Origin of the sequence: Dyella kyungheensis (genome assembly GCF_049913195.1) — a bacterium.
Lineage (GTDB): Bacteria > Pseudomonadota > Gammaproteobacteria > Xanthomonadales > Rhodanobacteraceae > Dyella > Dyella kyungheensis.
In genome coordinates this window covers 4,773,125-4,790,338 of the sequence record NZ_CP183983.1, presented here as the reverse complement: position 1 = coordinate 4,790,338, position 17,214 = coordinate 4,773,125, and the positions used below count along the sequence as shown (strand labels likewise).

General features: G+C 65.6%; 16 protein-coding genes. 10 read left to right on the top strand and 6 right to left on the bottom strand.

The features are described from left to right. Positions 1–60: 60 nt before the first annotated feature. The 4 genes from ubiB to ACN9MB_RS21355 form a co-directional block, all read right to left on the bottom strand. Complete coding sequence (gene ubiB / locus ACN9MB_RS21370) at positions 61–1,704, bottom strand: ubiquinone biosynthesis regulatory protein kinase UbiB (protein WP_426271959.1); 1,644 nt, start codon at positions 1,702–1,704, stop codon at positions 61–63. A 2-nt stretch (positions 1,705–1,706) separates the two neighbouring features. Further along, positions 1,707–2,360: a ubiquinone biosynthesis accessory factor UbiJ gene (locus ACN9MB_RS21365; RefSeq protein ID WP_426270234.1), complete on the bottom strand. Its 654-nt coding sequence runs from the start codon at positions 2,358–2,360 to the stop codon at positions 1,707–1,709. A 156-nt stretch (positions 2,361–2,516) separates the two neighbouring features. Further along, positions 2,517–2,984 (bottom strand): tRNA (uridine(34)/cytosine(34)/5-carboxymethylaminomethyluridine(34)-2'-O)-methyltransferase TrmL, encoded by a 468-nt coding sequence (gene trmL / locus ACN9MB_RS21360; RefSeq protein WP_426270233.1) that lies wholly within the window; start codon positions 2,982–2,984, stop codon positions 2,517–2,519. Between the two features lie 52 nt (positions 2,985–3,036). After that, entirely contained in the window at positions 3,037–3,237 is a 201-nt protein-coding gene (locus tag ACN9MB_RS21355) for a hypothetical protein (protein WP_204634639.1), read from the bottom strand. Between the two features lie 323 nt (positions 3,238–3,560). On the opposite strand from ACN9MB_RS21355, the gene ACN9MB_RS21350 reads away from it, so the two are divergent. The 7 genes from ACN9MB_RS21350 to pssA all read left to right on the top strand — a co-directional run bounded on the left by ACN9MB_RS21350 (position 3,561) and on the right by pssA (position 12,535). Continuing rightward, positions 3,561–6,434 carry a M16 family metallopeptidase gene (locus ACN9MB_RS21350; protein WP_426270232.1) on the top strand — a complete coding sequence of 958 codons (2,874 nt, stop codon included), beginning with the start codon at positions 3,561–3,563 and terminating at the stop codon, positions 6,432–6,434. A gap of 99 nt (positions 6,435–6,533) precedes the next feature. Continuing rightward, a complete protein-coding gene (locus tag ACN9MB_RS21345) occupies positions 6,534–6,959 on the top strand; it encodes a DUF4156 domain-containing protein (RefSeq protein ID WP_204634637.1) in 426 nt (141 codons plus the stop codon). Between the two features lie 199 nt (positions 6,960–7,158). Then, complete coding sequence (locus tag ACN9MB_RS21340) at positions 7,159–7,662, top strand: MarR family transcriptional regulator (RefSeq protein ID WP_204634636.1); 504 nt, start codon at positions 7,159–7,161, stop codon at positions 7,660–7,662. Between the two features lie 2 nt (positions 7,663–7,664). Then, positions 7,665–9,806 carry an FUSC family protein gene (locus ACN9MB_RS21335; protein ID WP_426270231.1) on the top strand — a complete coding sequence of 714 codons (2,142 nt, stop codon included), beginning with the start codon at positions 7,665–7,667 and terminating at the stop codon, positions 9,804–9,806. Further along, the gene (locus tag ACN9MB_RS21330; RefSeq protein ID WP_204634634.1) at positions 9,796–9,996 is read left to right on the top strand and encodes a DUF1656 domain-containing protein; all 201 of its coding nucleotides are present in this window, start codon (positions 9,796–9,798) and stop codon (positions 9,994–9,996) included. Before ACN9MB_RS21335 ends, ACN9MB_RS21330 begins: the two co-directional genes overlap by 11 nt. A gap of 3 nt (positions 9,997–9,999) precedes the next feature. Further along, the gene (locus tag ACN9MB_RS21325) at positions 10,000–11,028 is read left to right on the top strand and encodes a biotin/lipoyl-binding protein (RefSeq protein ID WP_426270230.1); all 1,029 of its coding nucleotides are present in this window, start codon (positions 10,000–10,002) and stop codon (positions 11,026–11,028) included. Between the two features lie 112 nt (positions 11,029–11,140). Next, positions 11,141–12,535: a CDP-diacylglycerol--serine O-phosphatidyltransferase gene (gene pssA, locus ACN9MB_RS21320; protein ID WP_426270229.1), complete on the top strand. Its 1,395-nt coding sequence runs from the start codon at positions 11,141–11,143 to the stop codon at positions 12,533–12,535. 231 nt (positions 12,536–12,766) lie between these two features. Here pssA and ACN9MB_RS21315 read toward each other — a convergent pair whose 3' ends face one another. Further along, complete coding sequence (locus tag ACN9MB_RS21315; protein WP_426270228.1) at positions 12,767–13,363, bottom strand: GNAT family N-acetyltransferase; 597 nt, start codon at positions 13,361–13,363, stop codon at positions 12,767–12,769. 22 nt (positions 13,364–13,385) lie between these two features. After that, positions 13,386–13,592: a YdcH family protein gene (locus ACN9MB_RS21310; RefSeq protein ID WP_204634630.1), complete on the bottom strand. Its 207-nt coding sequence runs from the start codon at positions 13,590–13,592 to the stop codon at positions 13,386–13,388. A 99-nt stretch (positions 13,593–13,691) separates the two neighbouring features. Between ACN9MB_RS21310 and ttcA the strand changes: the two genes are divergently transcribed. The 3 genes from ttcA to ACN9MB_RS21295 all read left to right on the top strand — a co-directional run bounded on the left by ttcA (position 13,692) and on the right by ACN9MB_RS21295 (position 17,121). After that, on the top strand, positions 13,692–14,555 hold the full coding sequence (gene ttcA / locus ACN9MB_RS21305; RefSeq protein ID WP_426270227.1) for a tRNA 2-thiocytidine(32) synthetase TtcA: 864 nt from the start codon (positions 13,692–13,694) through the stop codon (positions 14,553–14,555). A gap of 284 nt (positions 14,556–14,839) precedes the next feature. Then, the gene (locus tag ACN9MB_RS21300; protein WP_426270226.1) at positions 14,840–16,048 is read left to right on the top strand and encodes an aromatic amino acid transaminase; all 1,209 of its coding nucleotides are present in this window, start codon (positions 14,840–14,842) and stop codon (positions 16,046–16,048) included. 155 nt (positions 16,049–16,203) lie between these two features. Beyond that, on the top strand, positions 16,204–17,121 hold the full coding sequence (locus tag ACN9MB_RS21295; protein WP_426270225.1) for a recombination-associated protein RdgC: 918 nt from the start codon (positions 16,204–16,206) through the stop codon (positions 17,119–17,121). Positions 17,122–17,214: the final 93 nt, after the last annotated feature.

The following is a 17,214-nucleotide window of genomic DNA, read 5'->3' as shown; positions in this document are numbered from 1 at the left end:
GACAACCGCGAACTGCGGCCACTGGATTCCGGCCTGCGCCGGAATGACGGTGAGGGGGAATTAGCGCTTAGGCCAGCCTGCCACAAAGGCGAGCAAACCGATCACGGCAGCGACGGGAGCCTGCCATAGGCTGTGCTCGCTCGCCTGCGTCCAAAGTACAGCGCTGCCCACCAACAAGCTCGAACCCAACAGTCCGAACGACAAAGCCCGCCGCGTGCGCTGCGCCTCGTCGCGCTGCTGCGAGAGCTCCGCCTGATCGCTTACCGTGTGCCGCTCGCCCTTGGCCACTTGCCGCAAGGCATCGCGGACCAGTTCGGGGAACTGCGGAGCGGCGTGGAACCATTCGGGCAGGCGCTTGCGCACTTCCCGCAAGGTCCGGCGCGGGCTGTAGCGCTCTCGCAGGATGCGCTTGAGCACCGGATGCGCCACCGCCCAGATGTCGATCTCCGGATCGAGCATGCGGCCGACGCCTTCGATATTGAGCAGGGTCTTCTGCAGCAGGATCAGCTGCGGCTGCAGCGTAAGTTCGTAGCGGCGGGCGGTCTGGAACAGCTTCACCACCAGTTCGGCCAGCGAGATCTGCGATAGCGGACGGGTGAAGTAGGGCTCGCACACCGTGCGCACGGCGGCGGTGAGTTCGTCGATGCGCACGGTGGACGGCATCCAGCCGGCATCCACGTGCAGCTGCGCGATGCGCGCGTAGTCGCGCTCGAACAGCGCGATGAAGTTCTGCGCCAGCCAGTACTGGTCCTGCTCCGGCAACGACCCCATGATGCCGAAATCGAGCGCGATGAAACGCGCATCGTTGACGCGCGAGGTGTCGACCCAGATGTTGCCCGGATGCGCATCGGCGTGGAAGAAGTTGTCGCGGAACACCTGCTCGTAGAACAGCCGCACGCCTTTCACGGCGAGCGCCTTGCGGTCGATGCCGGCGGCGTCGATGGTGGCGATGTCGTCGCAGCTCACCCCGTAGACACGCTCCAGCGTCAGCACGCGCGCGCTGGTGAAATCCCAGAACACCGCCGGTACGTAGAGATCCTGGCCGCTCTCGAAGTTGCGGCGGAGCAGGCTGGCACTGGCGCCTTCGCGCTGCAGGTCCAGCTCGTTCTCCAGCATCTTCTCGACTTCGGCGACCACGTCGAGTGGACGGATCTTGTCGGCATTGGGGTGCCAGCGTTGCGCCAATTCACCGAGTGAGCGCAGCAGCTTGATGTCGCGTTCGATCTGCTGGTCGATGCCCGGGCGCAGCACCTTCACCACCACGGCGCTGCCGTCCTGCAAGGTGGCCGCGTGGACCTGTGCGATGGATGCGGAGGCCAAAGGCGTTTCGTCGAAGCTGGTGTAGAGCGCGGTAATCGGCGCCTTCAGTTCCTGCTCGATGATGGCGCGCGCTTCGCTGCCCGGGAACGGCGGCACCTGGTCCTGCAGCTGCGCCAGTTCGTCGGCGATATCCGCCGGCACCAGGTCGCGGCGGGTGGACAGCACCTGGCCGGCCTTGACGAAGATCGGACCCAGTTCGGTCAGCGCGAGGCGCAAGCGTGCGCCGCGCGAGAGATGCGTGACGTCGGTACGTGGGCGCGCCACGAACGGACGGATCAGCTTGAGCGGGCGAAACAGATGCGCCGCATCGACCAGTTCGTCGAGGCGATAGGCGAGCAGCACCGAAGCGACGCGCATCACGCGCGGTACCACCTTCAGGGGCATCGTCACGCGGCAGGTCCCTTCTTCAGGCGTTGCTCCAGGCGCGCGAGTCGCGCTTCGAGGCGTTCGCTGCGTTCGCGCAGATCGTCGACGCCATCGAGAAAACCTTCCACTTCGCCGGGCGCCGCTGCGACGCGGGCTTCGTCGCGCAACCAGTCGGCCGTATCGGTGGTGAGATGGCTGGCGGTTTCCTTCGCATGCGCGAGCCCGTTGCGCACGGCCTTGGCGAGCGGCACGCCGAGCACGTCGCCGAACGTGCGGGCGAACGCCTCTTCGAAATCGGGCGCGAACTTGCTGGCGAGTTTCTCCAGGCGGCGGGCGAGATCCGCGTCGCCGGCAATCTCCACCTTACCCGGTGCCACCCCTTCGTCGTCGCGCTTCACCAGCATGGCGAGCAGGCTGCCCGGGGTGGCGGCGACGCGCAGGTGGTTGTCGTCCTGCGCCGGACCGACTTTCAGTCGTTCGCCTTCCACCGTCACCGACAGGGCAATCTCCGGACCGCGCAAATGCAGCTGCACGCTGCGGCCGTCGAGCGCGGATAGGCGCGTGGCCGTTTCAGGGTCGAGCGACAGCGTGTGATTGAGCGCGGTTTCCAAGGCGCGGCCAGCGAGGGTGCGCATCGGGCGGGGCAGCAGGGACATGAGGGATGGGGCAGTCATGTCGTCGATTGTAGCGGGTCGGGTCGTGGGGCTGATGTTGAGCTGCTTCATTTGCAGCGTTCCCGCGAGCACCCGCCCCACCCCGGCCCTCTCCCCGGTGAGGAGAGGGAGAAGTGACGTGCACCGCAAAAAAGCGAGACGACTAAAGAAAGCACACTACGGCGCGGCGCCGACAAACCCCATCTGCCGCCACGCCTCATACACCGCAATGGCGACGGTATTGGAGAGATTGAGGCTTCGACTGTCGGGCCGCATCGGCAGACGCAGGCGTTGAGCTTCGGGAAGCGAGTCGAGGACATCAGACGGCAGTCCCGCCGTCTCGCAGCCAAACAACAACGCATCCCCTTCGACAAACCGTGCATCCACATGCGCGACACGTCCGCGCGTGGAAAACGCAAACACGCGTGGCTGGCCGATGCTTTCGAGGCAGCTGGCGAGGTCGTCATGCACGGCCAGCTGCGCGTATTCGTGATAGTCCAAGCCTGCGCGGCGCAGGCGGGCATCGTCCAGCTCGAAGCCCAAGGGGCGGATCAGGTGCAGCGAGGCGCCGGTGTTGGCGCACAACCTGATGGCGTTGCCCGTATTGGGCGGTATTTCCGGTCGGTAGAGTATGACGTGCAGCATCCAGCCATTATCGGGTCTATCCGTAGGCCCGTAAAACGGTGAGCGTCCGTGCTCAACCGTTGGAGAGGCGCGGGCACACCACGCCGTCGGGCGGCAGGGCGCAAGCGGTCGGGGCGATCAACTGGCCCGCGCTGCCGGCTGCGGCGAGGCGGATGGCTTCGGGCGAGGCGTTCACCATGGCGCTCAACACGAGTCCACACACCAGCAGGCAAGCGACGAACAGGCTGCGCAGCATCAAGGCTTCGAATTTCATGATCATGTCTCCGATGAAGGTGGGGTAGTCCTGCGATATACCTATGGCAAGCCCCGTGCCAAGCCTTCGATCGTCCGCAAATCGTTGTCTTTGTTGAGAATTATCCGGCATGGCCGGCGCAGTCTGGTTGTCCGCGGACAGCGGCCGGGCGTGGCCGGACAGCTGCGGACACCTGTCCGGACGATGTGTCGTCCCCGTTACATGTTCTTGCGTCGAACGAAGCGCCGTGGCGGTTGTCCACCATGCCATTGGTCATTTGCCAAGGTTTCGGGCCGTGGCTAGCCTCGGAACGTTCATTCGTCAAAGAAAACAGGAGTGTCGTGATGGCAAGAAAGCCCCTCGCCCTACTCGTCGCCGGAGTGCTCAGCATGTCGGCCGGTTTGCCAGCGATCGCGCTGCCCCAGGCTGCCGCTGCCGAAGCCACCCAGGCCATTCCGGACATCGCCTTTACCCGCTTCACGCTGCCCAACGGCCTGACCGTGGTGGTGCATGAGGATCACAAGGCGCCGGTGGTAGCCGTGAGCATCTGGTACCACGTGGGTTCGGGCGATGAGCCCAAGGGCAAGACCGGCTTCGCGCACCTGTTCGAGCACCTGATGTTCTCCGGCTCGGAGAATCACAAGGGCACGTACTTCCAGCCGTTCGAGCTGGCCGGTGCCACCGACATGAACGGCACCACCTGGTTCGACCGCACCAACTATTTCGAAACCGTGCCGACCACCGCGCTCGACATGGCACTGTGGATGGAGTCGGATCGCATGGGCCATCTGCTCGGCGCGATCGGCCAGAAGGAACTCGACACCCAGCGCGGCGTGGTGCAGAACGAGAAGCGCCAGGGCGAAAACCGCCCGTACGGCCGGGTGGACCAGAACATCCTGTCCAACACCTATCCGAGCAACCATCCGTACCAGCACGACACCATCGGTTCGATGGAAGACCTCAATGCCGCCTCGCTGGGCGATGTGAAGCAGTGGTTCCACGATTACTACGGCGCGGCCAACACCACCCTGGTGCTGGCCGGCGACATCACCGTGGCGGAAGCCAAGGCCAAGGCCGAGAAATATTTCGGTGACATCCCGGCCGGTCCGCCGGTGCCGCGTCAGCAGGCGTGGATCACCCCGCTGGGCAAATCCACGCGTGGCGTGCAGCACGATCACGTGGCGCAGCCACGCGTCTACCGCACCTGGGTGGTGCCGCAGCTGGGCACCGACGATGCCATCCAGCTCGACCTCGCCTCCACCGTGCTCGGCGGCGGCAAGACTTCGCGGCTGTACCAGCGCCTGGTCTACCAGGACAAATTGGTCGATGACGTCTCGGCCAGCATTTCGCCGTTCGCGCTGGCCAGCCAGTTCCAGATCCAGGCCGACATCAAGGAAGGCGTGGATCAGGCCAAGGTCGAAGCGGTGATTGCCGAAGAGGTGAAGAAATTCCTCGCCGACGGCCCCACCGCCGATGAGCTGGAACGCGCCAAGATCGGCAATCGCGCGGGCTTCGTGCGCGGCCTGGAAAAGGACGGTGGCAAGGCCGTGATCCTGGCCGAAGGTCAGGTCTATCGCGGCGATCCGGGTGCCTACAAGAAGGACCTGGAGCGCGCCGACGCCGCCACGCCGGCGAGCGTCAAGGCCGCTGCCGACAAGTGGCTCAGCAAGGGCGACTATGTGCTGACCGTGCTGCCTGCCGGCGCCGACTTCAATCCGGACACCGAGGACGCCAAGGTGGTGGCGCTGGGTCCGCAGGAAGGCCGCCCCGCCGCCAAGCTGCCGGCCAAGCATGAATACACCGTGGCCAAGAGCGCGGTGGACCGCAGCAGCGGCGTGCCGAAGGTGACGCAGTTCCCCGACCTGAAATTCCCCGAACTGGAGCGCGGCAAGCTCAAGAACGGCATCGAAGTGATCCTGGCGCAGCGCCACACCATACCGGTGACGCATGTGCAGCTGATGTTCGACGCCGGTTACGCCGCCGACCAGGGCCGCAAGCTCGGCACCGCCAGCTTCACCACCACGCTGATGAACGAGAGCACCAAGGAGCTCGACTCAGTGGAAGTGTCCAAGCGCAAGCAGCGCCTGGGCGCGGTCACCCGCATCGGTTGCGGCCTGGACGCCTGCTCGGCCTCGCTCAATGCCTTGAACGATCAGTTGCAGCCCTCGCTGGCGCTGTTTGCCGACATCGTGCGCAACCCGGCGTTCAAGTCCGAGGACATCGAACGTATCCGCGGCCAGTGGCTGGCCGGCATCGCGCAGGAAAAGACCCAACCCACCGCGCTGGCGCTGCGTACCTTGCCGCCGCTGCTGTACGGCGCCAACCACGCCTACGGCATCCCGTTCACCGGCTCGGGTACGGAAGCGGCGATCAAGTCGATGCAGGCGTCGGATCTCGCCAACTTCCAGCGTGACTGGCTGCGTCCGGACAACGTGAAGATCCTGGTGGCCGGCGACACCACGCTGCAGCAGATCATCCCGCAGCTCGATGCCGCCTTCGGCGATTGGAAGGCGCCGTCCAGTGCCGTGCCGAAGAAGAACATCGCCAGCGTGGCCGCCCAGGCCAAGCCGCGCGTGTTCCTGATCGACAAGCCCGATGCGCCGCAGTCGCTGATCCTGGCGGGTCTGTTGGCGCCTTCCAGCAAGGCGCCGAACGAACTGGCCATCGATGTGGCGAACGGCGCGTTCGGTGGCAGCTTCACCTCGCGCCTCAACATGAACCTGCGCGAGGACAAGCGCTGGGCCTATGGTGCCTTCAGCTTCATGCGCGATGCGATCGGCCAGCGTCCGTTCCTGATGTACGCCCCGGTGCAGACTGACAAGACCGCCGAGTCCGCGCACGAAGTGGCCAAGGAAGCGAACGAAGTGATCGCCGCCCGTCCGCTCACCGAGCAGGAAGTGAACAAGATCAAGGACTCCAATGTCCGCGGTCTGCCGGGCAGCTTCGAGACGGCGGCCGAGGTGCTCAGCGCGATGAACGAGATCGTCCAGTACAACCGCCCGGACGACTACGTGCAGACGCTCAAGGCCCGCACCGAAGCCGTGACCCAGCCCGATGCCGAAAGCGCGATCAAGGAGATCATCCAGCCCAAGGCGCTCACCTGGGTGATCGTGGGCGACCTGAAGAAGATCGAGCAGCCGGTGCGCGCGCTGAATCTCGGCGACGTGCAGGTGATCGACGGCGACGGCAAGCCGGTGGCGGCCAAACCGTCGAAGTAAACGTGAGATTATGTGGGGAGCTGTTCACGTCCCCGGGTTAGGATGGAGGCCGGGCGGGAGACCGCCCGGCTTCTTCATTTCCACATCGCGGAGCTATCCATGCGCAAGACCCTGCTGTTGCTCGTTCCCATCGCTTTGCTCGGCGCCTGCACCTACGGCATCACGCTGGACGATGCCGGTAAGAACGTCCGCACGGCCTGGAGCGGCGATGTGTCCTCCTGCCGCGACCTGGGCAAGGTCACGGTGTCGGTGATGGATCACGTCGGCCCGATCGATCGCAACGACATCAAGGTGCGCGACGAGCTGGAAGTGATGGCGCGCAACGAAGCCGCCAAGATGCACGCCGACACCATCAAGCCGCTGGGCGAACCCACCGACGGCTCGCAGCCGTGGGGCGCCTACCAGTGCGGCAATGCCCAGCTGGCACCGGCGGGTCGGCCGGCGAATCCGGCCAACCCGAACCCGGCGGCGCCCGGGAGTGCCACGCCGAGTGGGTTCGAGACCTACCCGGTGAAGAACAACTAAGCGGACGCCGCCAACGCGTGCCGCTCCCGTCCCGGCCGATGACCGGGGCGACGGGCGAGCCACCCGGCTAAAGCAGCCCGAAAGGCGCCCTCGTGGCGCCTTTTTCACGTGCGCAGGTCGACGCTCTTGCATGCCGCCCGGGGCCGGCATAAAATTCACATGTATATATTACATATATGTACTAATTAAGGCGTGCGCCGTGAGCAGCTTCCTTCCGACCGAGCAACGCCTGACGGTGACCCGCCAGCGCTATCCCGCCTTTCCGCGGGACCCGGCCGTGCTCATCCGCCTGATCCGACACATCTACAAGCGCGTGCACGACGACGCCAATGCGATGTTGCGGCCGTACGGCATCAATCATCCGGAATACAACCTGCTGATGATGCTCTACGGCACCGAGGGCAACACGATGCATCCCACCGAACTGGCCGACGCCGCCGGTGAGAAGCTCGCCAACATCACGCGACTTACCAACGAGCTGGCCGACAAAGGTCTGATTGCACGCAATGCGAGCGACGAGGATCGTCGCAAGGTCGCGCTCACGCTGACCGACGACGGCGTGGCGCTGATCGAAAGCTTCCTGCCCGATGTATGCGCGCTGCTGGAAGAGCAGGTGGAAGGCATCGCTCAGCGCGACATCGCGCAACTGGAACGCCTGCTCAAGAAGTTCCTCGATCGACTGGACCGAAGGGAGAGCGTTTGACCATGTCGGCGGTGCCTACTGAACTTGCGTCATGGCGCCACCCGCCGTGGTTGCGCGAGTTCGCCGTGGAGGAGGGGCACGCCTGGATCTTCGTGCTGAAGAGCCTGCTGGCGTTCTATCTCGCCGCCTGGCTGACCATGGTGTTCCAGCTCGAACAGCCGGCGACCACGATGATCACCGTCGCCATCGTGATGCATCCGCAAAGCGGCACGGTGCTGGCGAAGAGTTTCTATCGCGCCCTGGGCACCTGCACCGGCAGTCTGTTCGGCGTGTTGCTGATGGCGGCGTTTCCGCAGCAGCGCGAACTGTTCCTGCTCAGCATGTCGATCTGGGTCGCGCTGTGTGCCGGCGGCGCCGTGCTGTACCGCAACTTCACCTCGTACGGCTTCGTGCTGGCCGGCTATACCGCCTTCATCGTGGTGCTGCCGGCGATCGACCATCCCACGGCGGTGTTCGATTCGGCGGTGGCGCGCGTGAGCGAGGTAATGCTCGGCATCATCGTCTCCGGCCTGGTCAGCGATGTGGTGTTGCCGATGCGTTTGCGCGACCTGCTCCGGCGCATTTCGCGCGAGCACTACCAGCACTTCATCGACTTCGCGCGCGGCAGCCTCGGCGGTGCCATTCCGCGGGCGGACATGGAGAAGGCGCATCTGCGCTTCGTGCGTGCGGCGGTGCAGATCGAGGATCTTCGCTCGTCGGTGATCTTCGAGGATCCCGAGGTGCGCGCGCGCAGCAGCCGCATGCAGTTGCTCAACCTGCGCTACATGGCGGCCGCGACCAGCTTCCAGTCGCTGCACCATCTGATCAATCGACTCCAGCGCAGCAACCATCCGCGCACGGCAGCGGCGCTGATCAAACTGTATGCGCCCATTGGCGAAGCGCTCAGTCCCGCGCCCACCGAGAAGCCGATCCCGCGCTTGCTGGCCACGCGCCTGGAAGCCTGCGAAGCGAAGCTGCCGGCGCTCGCCGCCGAGTTGCGCGAGGATCTCCGGCAGGATCCGAACCTGCTGCTCGAGTTCGATAGCGGTACCACCCTGGTGCGTCGCTTTGCGGCCGAGCTGCGCGACTTCACCTCGCTGGAAGCGAGCCTGCGCGAAACCCAGGGCGTGGCCGGCGGATCGGTCGAGCGCGTGGATTTCAAGCGCGCCAACGACTACGCCTCACCGCTGATTGCCATCGTGCGCACGTTCTTCACCATGGCCACGCTGAGCATCTTCTGGATCGAAACCGGCTGGACCTTCGGCCTTAGCGCGCTGCTGCTGGCCACGGTCTTCAGCGGGCTGTTGGCCACGTCGCCATCGCCGCTGGTGGCCACCGCCAATACCTGGGTCGCCTACGCGGTGGGATTGGTGGCGGCGTATTTCGTGGTGTTCGAATTGATGCCGGGCAGCGACGGCTTCGTCATGCTGATCCTGGTGACCGCACCGTTGCTCGCCCTAGGGCCGTATCTCACCACGCGCAACGCGACCTTGCCGGGTGTGGGCGCGGGTTATTCGCTGGGCTTCGCCTATATCCTCGCGTTGAAGAACCCGATGGTCTACGCGCCGGAGCGCTTCCTCAACGACAGCATCGCCGCACTGTTCGGCCTGATGATGAGTGGCGCGGCCTTCATGATCATCCCCACCGTGATCGGCACGCAGTGGTTGCGGCGCCGCCAGTTGGTGCAGTTGCGGCGGCAAGTCGTGTTTGCCGCCACCGCGCCGATGGACGGCATTCTCTATCGCTTCGAAAGCGTGAATCGCGATCTCTACCAGCAGATCGTGCAGTTCACCCGGCCGGGCAGCGAGGAATCGCGCGTGCTGTTTGCATGGGCGCTCGCCGTGCACGATGGCGGTCGCGCGGTGATCGAATTGCGCCAGGACATGTTGCATGAAGGGCTGCCCCCGCCGGTGAGGGAATCCATGCAACACGCGGTCAATGCCTTGGCCGATCTTTACGACGCACCCGACAGCGTGCGCTGGACGGCTGCCGACAGCGCCGTTGACCAGGCCATCACGCTCACCACGCAGACACTGCCGCAGGCGCGGGCCAGCTGCCAGCCGGCGCTGGCGGACCTGCTGCAGTTGCGCACGGCGTTGCGCGACGACGAGTCCGCGCTCGCTCCCTACATCGTCAAGACCGCGGAGATCGCCCATGCCCCGTGAAATCGCCCTTGCCGATGCCCTGGTACCGGGCCTGTTGCTGATCTACCTGGGCTGTCTGCTGGTGCTGTGGCTCATCGATACCATCATCGGCCGCTACGGCCTGTATCGCTACGTGTGGCATCCCTCCCTGTTTCGCGTGGCCGTGTTCTTCCTGTTGTTCGGCGCCGCTGGCCTACTCCTCTATCCCTGACCTATGAAACTCGAACCTCAAGCTGTGCTGCGTTTCGCCCTTACGGCCGTGGTGGTCATCGTGGCGATGGTGCTGTGCCATGCGCTGTGGCGGCACTACCTGTATGCGCCATGGACACGCGATGGCCGCGTGCGCGCCGAGGTGGTGCGCATCGCCCCGGACGTCTCCGGCCTGGTAACGCGCGTGCCGGTGATCGACAACCAGGAAGTGAAGAAGGGCGACGTGCTGTTCGAGATCGATCCGCAGCGCTTCCGGATCGCCGAGCAGCAGGCCGAAGCGAATCTCAACGCCGCCAAGGCCGCCGCGCGCGCCGCCGGTGCGAACATCGATGCCGTGCTGGCCAGCGCCGCCGCGCGCAAGGCCGAGTACGACATGCGCCAGGAACAGGCGCAGCGACGCCAGGCACTGGCCGAGGTGGTGCCGAAGGAAGAACGCACCGACGCCAAATCCGCCGCGATGACGGCGCGCGCCGTGTGGGAGCAGGCGCAGGCCAGCGGCCATCAGGCCAATGCCGCGCGCGAGCAGGCCGAGGCGGCGGTGGTGCAGGCGCAGGTGGCGCTGGATCGCGCCAAGCTCGATCTCGATCGCACCGAAGTGCGCGCGCCGGTGGATGGCTACGTCACCAACCTCGACGTGCGCGTGGGCGACTATGCGGCAACCGGCAGTCCGCGCCTGGCGCTGATCGATCGCCACAGCTTCTACATCTACGGCTATTTCGAGGAAACCAAGCTGCCGAATCTGCGCGTGGGCGATCCGGTGACCATCCGCATGCTCAGCGGCGGCGTCCATCTCAAGGGGCGCATCACCGGCGTGGCGCGCGGCATCACCGACCGCGACAACCCGACCGGGCGCGACCTGCTGGCCGACGTCAATCCCACCTTCAACTGGGTACGCCTGGCGCAGCGCGTGCCGGTGCGCGTGGATATCGACGAAGCCAGCGAACCGAAGGGCTTGATTCTCTCGGCGGGCATGACGGTGAGCATCGACGTGCAGCCGCGGCGTGTGCTCGATGACGAGCGAACGTCGCGATAGCAGTGCCATGGGTGCGCGCGTGCGTGACGTTTGACATAAAAGTCACGAAACACTGCGGCCGCGCAGGCGAATGCTCCTCCATCATGGGGCTGGATTGATACCATGCCCCACTATGAATCGACCGCTGCCCTCGCCACGAAGCCTTGCCCGCCGATTGCTGTCCCTGCGGCGTCGCCCTGAGCTCGATCTGTCCGGACATGTGAGCTTCGCCGCGCCTGCCGAGGCGATCACCACGCTGGCGGGTCCGGCGGCGTTCCGCGAAACCCTGCTTGCGCTGATTGCCAAGGCACAGCGCCGCATCGTGCTGGTGGCGCTCTACCTGCAGGACGACGATGCAGGCCGCGAAGTGATCGAGGCGCTGCATGCGGCCCGCGCCGCGCATCCGGCCCTTTCCATCGAGGTCTATGTCGACTGGCATCGCGCCCGCCGTGGCCTGATCGGCAAGGGCAACAGCGAAGGCAATGCGGCGATGTACCGCGACTACGCGCAGCGCCTGGGCGAGGGCGTAGTGGTACGCGGCGTGCCGGTGCAGACGCGCGAGTTGTTCGGCGTGCTGCATCTGAAGGGTTTCATCATCGACGATGCCGTGCTCTACAGCGGCGCCAGCATCAACGATGTCTATCTCGCCAGGCATGGCCGTTACCGGCTCGACCGTTATCACCTGATCCGTCACAAGGCGCTGGCCGACAGCATGGCCGCCTACGTGGACGGCCAGTTCCGCGATAGCGATGCGGTGCCGCGACTCGATCGCATGCCGCAGCCGCGCTCGCGCGATTTGCAGGAGCCGATCCGCCGCCTGCGCCAGTCGCTGCAACAGGCGCAGTACACCGGCACCGACGAGTTGCCGCGGCAGGGCGACGTCACGGTGATTCCGCTCGCCGGCTTCGGGCGCAACGACAATGCGCTCAATGAAACGCTGCTGGGCTTGCTACGCGGCGCGCAGAAGCGGGTGATCCTGCTCACGCCGTACTTCAACCTGCCGCGCCAGGTGCGCGTGGTGATCGGTCACCTGCTGCGGCGTGGCTGCCAGCTCGACATCATGGTCGGCGACAAGACCGCCAACGATTTCTATATTCCGCCCGAGCAGCCGTTCAGCCGCATCGGCTTGTTGCCGTACCTGTACGAAGCGAACCTGCGTCGCTTCGCGCGCACGCACCAGGGCGCCATCGACAGCGGACAGTTGAACCTGTGGCTGTGGCGCGACGGCGACAACACCTATCACCTGAAGGGCCTGTTCGTGGACGAGGAGACGGCCGTACTCACCGGCAACAACCTCAATCCGCGCGCCTGGGCGCTGGACCTGGAAAACGGCCTGCTGCTGCGTGACCCGTGGCGCAAGCTGGTGGCACAACACGAGGCCGAGTGGCAGGCGCTGCGAAGCCATGCGACACGGCTTGCGCACTACCGCGATCTTCCCGGTGCGCGCGGTTATCCGCCGGAGGTGCGCAAGTTGCTGCGTCGGCTGCGGCGCGTGCGGTTGGATCGCCTGGTCAATCGGCTGCTTTGACGGCCGCGGATTTTCTGTGGGAGCGCACCCTGTGCGCGACAACCTGACGAAGCGGGAGCGGCATGGCGGCGCGGTCGCGCACAGGGTGCGCTCCTACAGATTCAAGCATGGGGTGTGTTGAAGCCTTGGGGGCCCTTTTGTGGGTGCGCACTTGTGCGCGACGGCCCGACGAAGCGGAAACGGCATGGCGCCGCAGTCGCGCTCAAGTGCGCTCCCACAAGGGGATGGCGATTAGTTCGCCAGCCGCTCCAGGCGCATCGCCAGCCAGCGCGACACATCCGGCCACTCGCTGTCGATCACGCTGAAGCACACGGTGTCGCGCAGCGTGCCATCCGGACGGCGCTTGTGTTGGCGCAGTACGCCTTCGCGGCGCGCGCCGAGGCGTTCGATGGCGCGCTGGGAGTCGAGGTTGCGGTGATCGGTATGGAATTCCACCGCCACGCAGCCCAGCGTTTCGAAGGCGTGCTGGAGCAACAGGCGCTTGCAGGCGGTGTTGAGGTGGCTCTTCTGCCAGCGCCTGGCATACCAGGTGTAGCCGATGGCGATGCGGCGCGGATCGGGCACGGAGTCGTAGAAGCGCGTGGTGCCGACGATCTCACCGCTGGTCTTCTCGCGCACCGCGAACGGCAGCATCAGGCCGGCCTTTTGACCGTCGAGCGCCTTGGCGATGTACGCCGCCGCTTCGCCGGGCGCGGGTGCGCTGGTGAACCAGAGCGTCCACAGTTCGCCGTCGGCCGCGGCGGCTTCGAGGGCCGGGGCGTGGTCTGGCGTGAGGGGTTCGAGGGCGACGAAGGCGTCTTCCAGCAGGACAGGCGTCAGCGCGGACATCGGTACTCCGGAGAGGGGACGCTCAGGCGTCCAGGTCGGGGATGAGCTTGCTTTCCAGCCGCGCGATATGGTCCTTCAGCAGCAGCTTGCGCTTCTTCAGGCGGGTGATCTGCAGTTCGTCGCGGCTGAGCGACACGGCCAGGTGCTCGATGGCCACATCGAGGTCGCGGTGTTCGACGCGCAACTCGGCCAGCAAATGGGCTATCTCGGCTTGGTCCTGGACCTGCATGACGGGCGACTGGCTGGGGAAAACACTCTCAGTGTAACGCCGCCGGACCCCGGGCGGTCAGATCGCTACAATGGGAGGCCGTCCCGTTCCCGACCGACCATGTCCGCCCAGCCCGACGCCACCCGCAAGCAGCACTACGAGGCCGCCAAGCTGGCCAAGCGCCTGCGCCATCAGGTGGGCCAGGCGATTGCCGACTTCAACATGATCGAAGAGGGTGACAAGGTGATGGTGTGCCTGTCCGGCGGCAAGGACTCGTACACGCTGCTGGACGTGCTGCTGTCGCTGCAGGCCAAGGCGCCGGTGCGCTTCGAGCTGGTCGCGGTGAACCTGGACCAGAAGCAGCCGGGCTTTCCCGCGCATGTGCTGCCGGAATACCTCACCGCGCGCGCCGTACCGTTCCATATCATCGAGCAGGACACCTACAGCACGGTCACCCGGGTGATCCCCGAAGGCAAGACCATGTGCAGCCTGTGCTCGCGCCTGCGGCGCGGCGCGCTGTATCAGTGGGCGGCCGCCAACGGGATCAGCAAAATCGCGTTGGGCCACCATCGCGACGACATCCTGGGCACGTTTTTCCTGAACCTGTTCTATCAGGCGCAACTCAAGGCCATGCCGCCCAAGCTGCGCTCGGACGATGGCCGCCATGTGGTGATCCGCCCGTTGGCGTACTGCCGGGAAAGCGATATCGCCGAGTACGCGCGGGAGCGGCAGTTCCCCATCATTCCGTGCAATCTCTGCGGTTCGCAGGAAAACCTGCAACGCAAGGCAGTTAGGCGCATGATGGAGGACTGGGAGAAAACCCAACCCGGCCGCGCCGAGAATATTTTCCGCGCGCTGGGCAGTGTGCAGCCCTCCCAGCTCGCCGATCGAAACCTGTTCGACTTCGCCACGCTCGGCGCGCGCGAAGGTGTCGCCCGCGCAGATGCGCACGAGTGGCTTGCCGGTGCGCCGGACGAGTCTTGAATCCACAGTCAATCGAGTAACGCCGTGTTCGAGAGTCTGACTTCATGTGTTGAGTGCTCCGCGTTGCGCCTGAATTGCCATCAGACAGCCACCCGTGGCGAAGCGCTTGACTGGGTGTCAAGTCGAGCCATGGGTGGCTGTCTGATGGCAATTCAGACGCAACCCTCCGGGCAGGGGCTGTTTGCCCGCATGGCGGCGTCATCACTCAGTCGTGTATCGACATACACTCCTTCATTCTTCCTTGCCATGCGCGCAAACAGCTCCCTGCGCGGAGTACTCAACACATGAAGTCAGACTCTTTGTTTGCATCCGTTGAAATGACCCCGGGCGATCCGATCCTGGGACTCACCGAGGCCTTCGTGGCCGACACCCGTCCGGGCAAGGTCAACCTGGGCGTGGGCATCTATTACGACGAGCAGGGCCGCATTCCGCTGCTGCGCGCCGTGCAGCAGGTGGAGCAGAAGCTGGCGCAGGAAGCCAAGCCGCGCGGCTATATCCCCATCGACGGCCTGCCGGCGTACAACCTCACCACGCAGAAACTGGTGTTTGGCGAAGACTCGCCGCTGCTGGCCGCTGGCCGCGTGGCCACCTCGCAGACCGTGGGCGGCAGCGGTGCGCTGCGCATCGGCGCCGACCTGCTGAAGAAGGTGCTGCCGAACGCCAAGATCGCGATCAGCAACCCGAGCTGGGAAAACCATCGCGTGGTGTTCAGCTCGGCCGGTTTCGACGTGGTCGACTACGCTTATTACGACGCCGCCACGCACGGCCTGGATTTCCCCGGCATGCTGGCCGACCTGGGCAAGCTGGAGCCGGGCACGGTGGTGCTGCTGCACGCGTGCTGCCATAACCCGACCGGCGTGGATCTCAACGCCGAGCAGTGGCAGCAGGTGGTGGACCTGGTGAAGGAGCGCGGCCTGCTGCCCTTCATCGACATGGCCTACCAGGGCTTCGACGAAGGCATCGACGCCGACGCCACCGCGGTGCGCCTGTTCGCCGCCTCTGGCATCGACGCCTTCGTGGTCGCCAACTCGTATTCCAAGTCGTTCTCGCTGTACGGCGAGCGCGTGGGCGCGTTGTCCGTCGTGGGCAAGACGCGCGACGAAGCGCTGCGCGTGCAGTCGCTGGTCAAGCGCACCATCCGCTCCAACTACTCCAGCCCGGCCACCCACGGCGGCCTGCTGGTGTCCACGGTGCTCGGCAGCGCCGAGCTGAAGGCCATGTGGGAGCAGGAGCTGGGCGAGATGCGCGAGCGCATCCACGCGATGCGTGCCGGCATGGTGGAGAAGCTGGCCGCGGCGGGTGCGCCGCATTTCGGCTTCATCCAGCAGCAGGCTGGCATGTTCTCCTACTCGGGCCTCAGCAAGGCCCAGGTGGACCGCCTGCGCGAGGAGTACGCCATTTACGCCATCGGCACCGGCCGTATCTGCGTGGCGGCGTTGAACCGCGCGAATCTTGATACGGTGGTGAACGCGGTGGCCGCGGTCAGCCGCTGAGCACCAGCCAAGCCAGACCCTACACGCTCGTCATTCCGGCGGAGGCCGGAATCCAGTAACGGGGCGCATATCGATGCGACGCCGTTGGGACCTCGCTGAATGAGGCGCTGGATTCCGGCCTACGCCGGAATGACGACATAAAGCACGGATACCGAATGTTCTTCCGCAATCTCACGCTGTTCCGCTTTTCTCCCGCCATCTCCAACGACCTCGATCGCCTGGACGAAGCCCTGGGCGACCATCGCCTGCGCCCCTGCGGTCCGCTCGAAATGGGCACCAAGGGTTTCGTGCCGCCGGTGGGCCGGGGCGATGAGGCCCCGCTCACCCATGCGGTAAAGGCCTGCACCATGGTCACCGTGGGCGGCGAGGACAAACTCCTCCCCGGTTCCGTGGTGAACGACGAACTTCAGCGCCGCGTGCAGAAGATCGCCGAAGAAGAGGGCCGCAAGGTTGGCGGCCGCGAGCGCAAGCGCATCAAGGAAGACGTGCTCAACGAGCTGGTGCCGCGCGCCTTCATCCGCAGCTCGCGCCAGCGCGCCTACGTGGACAAGAAGAACGGCTGGCTGGTGCTCGACACCTCCAGCCGCAAGTCCGCCGAGAACACGCTGACGCAGATCCGCGAAGCGCTGGGCAGCTTCCCGGCTGTGCCGCTGGCGCCGGAAGAGGGCCCGCGGGTGCTCATGACCGACTGGCTGGCCAACGGCAACCTGCCGGCCGGGCTGGCGCTGGGCGACGAGGTGGAGCTGCGCGACCCGGCCTCCGCCACCGGCGCCATCGCCAAGTGCCGCCGCCAGGACCTGGACGGCGAGGAAGTGAAGGAGCACCTGCGCAATGGCAAGCAGGTATTCCAGCTGGGTCTCACCTTCGATGAGCGCATGAGCTTCGTGCTCGGCGAGGACCTGATCGTGCGCAAGCTCAAGTTCCTCGACGTGGTCATCGAGGAGCTGGGCGACAGCCATCCGGACGCCGCCGCCGAGGCCGACGCCACCTTCACCCTGCTCACGCTCGAGGTCGAGCGCCTGCTGGGCAAGCTGGAAGAATGGTTCGGCCTGCCGCGTCCCGCCGAGGCCTGAGCCGGCCCGTTCAGGCTCCGCCGTCCTGACCGTATGGTCGGGACGGACATCGCCCTGCCTTGCGAAGCCTGCATGCTCTCCCCACATTTCCTT

Bases quoted from the DNA above. Each gene is read 5' to 3' on its own strand.
- ubiB (WP_426271959.1), bottom strand. From the start codon at position 1,704: ATGCCCCTGAAGGTGGTACCGCGCGTGATGCGCGTCGCTTCGGTGCTG.
- ACN9MB_RS21350 (WP_426270232.1), top strand. From the start codon at position 3,561: ATGGCAAGAAAGCCCCTCGCCCTACTCGTCGCCGGAGTGCTCAGCATG.
- ACN9MB_RS21310 (WP_204634630.1), bottom strand. From the start codon at position 13,592: ATGCAGGTCCAGGACCAAGCCGAGATAGCCCATTTGCTGGCCGAGTTG.
- ACN9MB_RS21355 (WP_204634639.1), bottom strand. From the start codon at position 3,237: ATGAAATTCGAAGCCTTGATGCTGCGCAGCCTGTTCGTCGCTTGCCTG.
- ACN9MB_RS21315 (WP_426270228.1), bottom strand. From the start codon at position 13,363: ATGTCCGCGCTGACGCCTGTCCTGCTGGAAGACGCCTTCGTCGCCCTC.
- ACN9MB_RS21330 (WP_204634634.1), top strand. From the start codon at position 9,796: ATGCCCCGTGAAATCGCCCTTGCCGATGCCCTGGTACCGGGCCTGTTG.
- ACN9MB_RS21295 (WP_426270225.1), top strand. From the start codon at position 16,204: ATGTTCTTCCGCAATCTCACGCTGTTCCGCTTTTCTCCCGCCATCTCC.
- trmL (WP_426270233.1), bottom strand. From the start codon at position 2,984: ATGCTGCACGTCATACTCTACCGACCGGAAATACCGCCCAATACGGGC.
- ttcA (WP_426270227.1), top strand. From the start codon at position 13,692: ATGTCCGCCCAGCCCGACGCCACCCGCAAGCAGCACTACGAGGCCGCC.
- pssA (WP_426270229.1), top strand. From the start codon at position 11,141: ATGAATCGACCGCTGCCCTCGCCACGAAGCCTTGCCCGCCGATTGCTG.
- ACN9MB_RS21345 (WP_204634637.1), top strand. From the start codon at position 6,534: ATGCGCAAGACCCTGCTGTTGCTCGTTCCCATCGCTTTGCTCGGCGCC.
- ACN9MB_RS21335 (WP_426270231.1), top strand. From the start codon at position 7,665: ATGTCGGCGGTGCCTACTGAACTTGCGTCATGGCGCCACCCGCCGTGG.
- ACN9MB_RS21365 (WP_426270234.1), bottom strand. From the start codon at position 2,360: ATGACTGCCCCATCCCTCATGTCCCTGCTGCCCCGCCCGATGCGCACC.
- ACN9MB_RS21325 (WP_426270230.1), top strand. From the start codon at position 10,000: ATGAAACTCGAACCTCAAGCTGTGCTGCGTTTCGCCCTTACGGCCGTG.
- ACN9MB_RS21300 (WP_426270226.1), top strand. From the start codon at position 14,840: ATGAAGTCAGACTCTTTGTTTGCATCCGTTGAAATGACCCCGGGCGAT.